The sequence below is a fragment of the Trebonia sp. genome, assembly GCF_049794275.1.
Lineage (GTDB): Bacteria > Actinomycetota > Actinomycetes > Streptosporangiales > Streptosporangiaceae > Trebonia.
In genome coordinates, this window is record NZ_JBARCR010001308.1 from 1 (window position 1) to 3,345 (window position 3,345).

Here is a 3,345-nt window from a genome sequence, read left to right on the forward strand (position 1 = left end):
GTCACCACCAGCGGGGAGGTGCCCCGGGCCAGCGGGTAGACCTGGCCGAATTCGCCCAGCCGGTAACACCGCATCAGCAGCAGGTTGTAGAAGACGTGAATCGCGACCGACCCGAGCAGGTACGGCCAGCAGGCCGCCCCGGGCAGCCGCCCGGCGCCCCGCCAGCACCAGCAGTACCAGCCCGCACGACACCACCAGCACGCCCGCCACCTGCGCGACCGACGGCCGCTCCGCGGCGAACACCGCGGCGAGCACGGTCACCACCAGCGGCGACGTGCCCCGCGCCAGCGGGTAGACCTGGCCGAACTCCCCGTACCGGTAGGACCGCATCAGCAGCAGGTTGTAGAAGACGTGGATGACGATCGAGGCCAGCAGGTAAGGCCAGCAGGCGGACAGCGGGAAGGGGGACAGAATCACCAGCGGGATCGCCACGAGGATCCCGCCCGCCCCGATCAGCCCGAACGCCAGCAGCTGGTCCTTGATCCCGTGCGCGATCGCGTTCCAGGTGGCGTGCGTGACGGCGGCGGCGAGCACCGCGAGGGTGACGGGCAACGGAAGGGCGGCTGCGTGCAACGAAGGCTCCTGGAGGCAAGGCCGGTACAACCGGCACGCTAAATAGGAGCCCTCAGGGCTTTTATCCCGTCAGGTGTTCACCGGGCCGCAGCAAACGAACCGGCTCCTGGCGTCGCTCGGTCCAGTCCCGGCCGCCCTGGTTGTAAGAAACCCCACATGAGGGTGCGGGCAGCCAGCGGAACCCTAGACGCAACCGCATGCTGCGACCGACGATACCAGGCATGAAGACCCCAGAGCAGCTCAGAAGCCACCGCTGGTTCGGCGATAACCGCGCCGACAGCGTCCGCGCGTTCAGCCACCGCTCCCGGATGCGCGGCCTCGGTGTCACGGCGGAAGAGCACGAGGGCAAGCCGATCATCGCCATCCTCAACACCTGGTCCGGCATCAACCCCTGCCACCAGCACCTGCGCGAGCGCGCCGAACAGGTCAGGCGAGGCGTCCTCGAGGCCGGCGGCTTCCCTGTCGAGATGCCGGTCGCCACGCTCAGCGAGACGTTCCAGAAGCCGACCCCGATGATGTACCGCAACCTGCTGTCGATGGAGACGGAGGAGCTGCTCCGCTCCTACCCCTTCGACGGCGCCGTCCTCATGGGCGGCTGCGACAAGACCACGCCCGCCCTCATCATGGGCGCGGCGAGCGCGAACATCCCGGCGATCTTCGTCCCCGCGGGCCCGATGCTCAGCGGCAACTACCGGGGACAGAAAGTCGGCAGCGGCACCGACATGTGGCGGGTCTGGGACGACTACCGGGCCGGCGTTGCCACCGACTGCGACCTGCAAGACCTCGAAGAAGGCATCGCCCGGTCGCCTGGCCACTGCATGACGATGGGCACCGCCTCGACGATGACCAGCGCCGCCGAAGCGCTCGGGATGACGCTGCCCGGCGCCGCGTCGATCCCCGCCGTCGACTCCGCCCACTACCGGATGGCGGTCAACTCGGGCAAGCGCATCGTCGACATGGTCTGGCACGACAAGACACCCGCCACGATCCTCACCCGCGAGGCGTTCGAGGACGCGGCGGCGACCGTGTTCGCGCTCGGCGGCTCGACGAACGCGCTGATCCACCTGATCGCCATCGCCGGCCGCGCCCGCGTCGCCCTGACCCTGGACGACTTCGACGCCATGTCCCGCCGCGTCCCGTGGCTGGCCAACATCCGGCCGTCGGGGGAGTACCTGATGGAGGACTTCTACTACGCCGGCGGCCTGCCCGCGCTGCTCGCCCAGCTCGCCAGGGTGCCCGGCGCGCTGCACCAGAGCGTCCCGGACCATCCCGTCTACAACGATGACGTCATCCGCACCCCGGACACCGCGCTGGCGAACGAGGGCGGCATCGCCGTGCTGCGCGGGAACCTGGCCCCGGACGGCGCGGTAATCAAGCACATCGCCGCCGATCCGCGGCTGCTCAAGCACACCGGCCCCGCCGTCGTCTTCGACGACTACGCCGACCTGAAGAAACGCGTCAACGACCCGTCCCTCAACATCACACCCGACTCGGTCATGGTGCTGCGCAACACCGGTCCCAAAGGCGCGGGCATGCCCGAGTACGGCCAGCTGCCCATCCCCGACTACCTGCTCGCCCGCGGCATCCGCGACATGGTACGCATCTCCGACGCGCGGATGAGCGGCACCAGCTACGGGGCCTGCGTGCTGCACGTCGCCCCCGAGTCGGCCGTCGGCGGCCCGCTCGCCCTCGTCGAGACGGGCGATCTCATCACCCTCGATGTCCCCGCCCGCGTTCTTTCACTGGATGTTCCGGAACGTACGGTGGCGGCTCGCCGGGCCAGCTGGACACCCCCTGAGGTGCGGTACGGCAGGGGCTACGGCGCCCTGTACAGCGAGCACATCACCCAGGCGAACGAGGGCTGTGACTTCGGCTTTCTCGCCAGGCCAGGCGCCAGCCCAGACCCCGACCCGCAGTAGGGTGCAGGCGTGACGAGCACGCCGACAGACCCAGCGAACGCCGACTTCCTGGCACTCGAGGAGATCCATGCCGCGGCGCTGCGCGCCCTGCCTGCCGAGGTCGCCGGCTACCTGGAAAGCGGCGCGGGCACCGAGCAGACGCTGCGCGCGAACCGCGAGGCGTTCACCCGCTGGGTGATCAGGCCGCGCCCGATGAGCGGCGTCACCGCGCCCGACACCAGCACCCAGGTGCTCGGCATCCCGCTTTCCCTCCCGGTGCTGACCGCCCCGTTCGGCGGCGACGGCCTGTTCGCCCCCGACGGCCACCTGGCGGTGGCCCGCGCGAACGCCGCGTGCGGCACCGCCTCGATCGTGCCGGAGGTCGGCACGTTCTCCTACGCGGAGGTCGCCGCCGCGGCGCCCGCGGCGGCGCGGATCGGCCAGCTGCACCCGTACGAGTCCTTCGACTCCGTTGCGAAGCGGATCCGCGCCGCGGGTTACACCGCGCTGTGCGTGACGGTCGACTGCCCGGTCATGGGCTTCCGGGTCAGGAGCAGGATGAGCAGGTTCCGCCCCGACCCGGTCGTCTGGTCAGGCAACGTCGTCCACGACGGCACCCCGAACATCACCGAGACCTACGGCAACCGCATCGTGCAGAGCTGGACCTGGGACCGGCTCGCCGAGGCGGCCGCCCGCCAGGACCTGCCGTGGATCGCGAAGGGCATCCTCACCAGCGAGGCGGCGGAGCAGGCGATCGGCGCGGGCGCGTCCGCGATCCTGGTGTCCAACCACGGCGGCCGCCAGGTCGATCCGGCCGCCGCCAGCCTCGACGTGCTGCCCGGGATCGCGGAGACGGTCGCGGGCCGGGTCCCGG

Annotated in this window: 3 protein-coding genes; 2 read left to right on the forward strand and 1 reads right to left on the reverse strand. The window is 70.7% G+C overall.

From position 1 onward, the window contains the following. On the reverse strand, nt 1-573 hold a 573-nt coding region (locus WA805_RS31675; protein WP_425244184.1), incomplete at its 3' end, for an EamA family transporter. 221 nt (nt 574-794) lie between these two features. Between WA805_RS31675 and araD the strand changes: the two genes are divergently transcribed. Together araD and WA805_RS31685 are read left to right on the forward strand one after the other, a co-directional pair. After that, on the forward strand, nt 795-2,492 hold the full coding sequence (gene araD / locus WA805_RS31680) for an L-arabinonate dehydratase (RefSeq protein WP_422288670.1): 1,698 nt from the start codon (nt 795-797) through the stop codon (nt 2,490-2,492). 9 nt (nt 2,493-2,501) lie between these two features. After that, nucleotides 2,502-3,345, forward strand: an 844-nt coding sequence (locus WA805_RS31685) for an alpha-hydroxy acid oxidase (RefSeq protein ID WP_425244185.1), incomplete at its 3' end; no start/stop codon positions are given.

Excerpts from the sequence above, each read along its gene's own strand:
- araD (WP_422288670.1), top strand. The coding sequence starts at position 795 with ATGAAGACCCCAGAGCAGCTCAGAAGCCACCGCTGGTTCGGCGATAAC.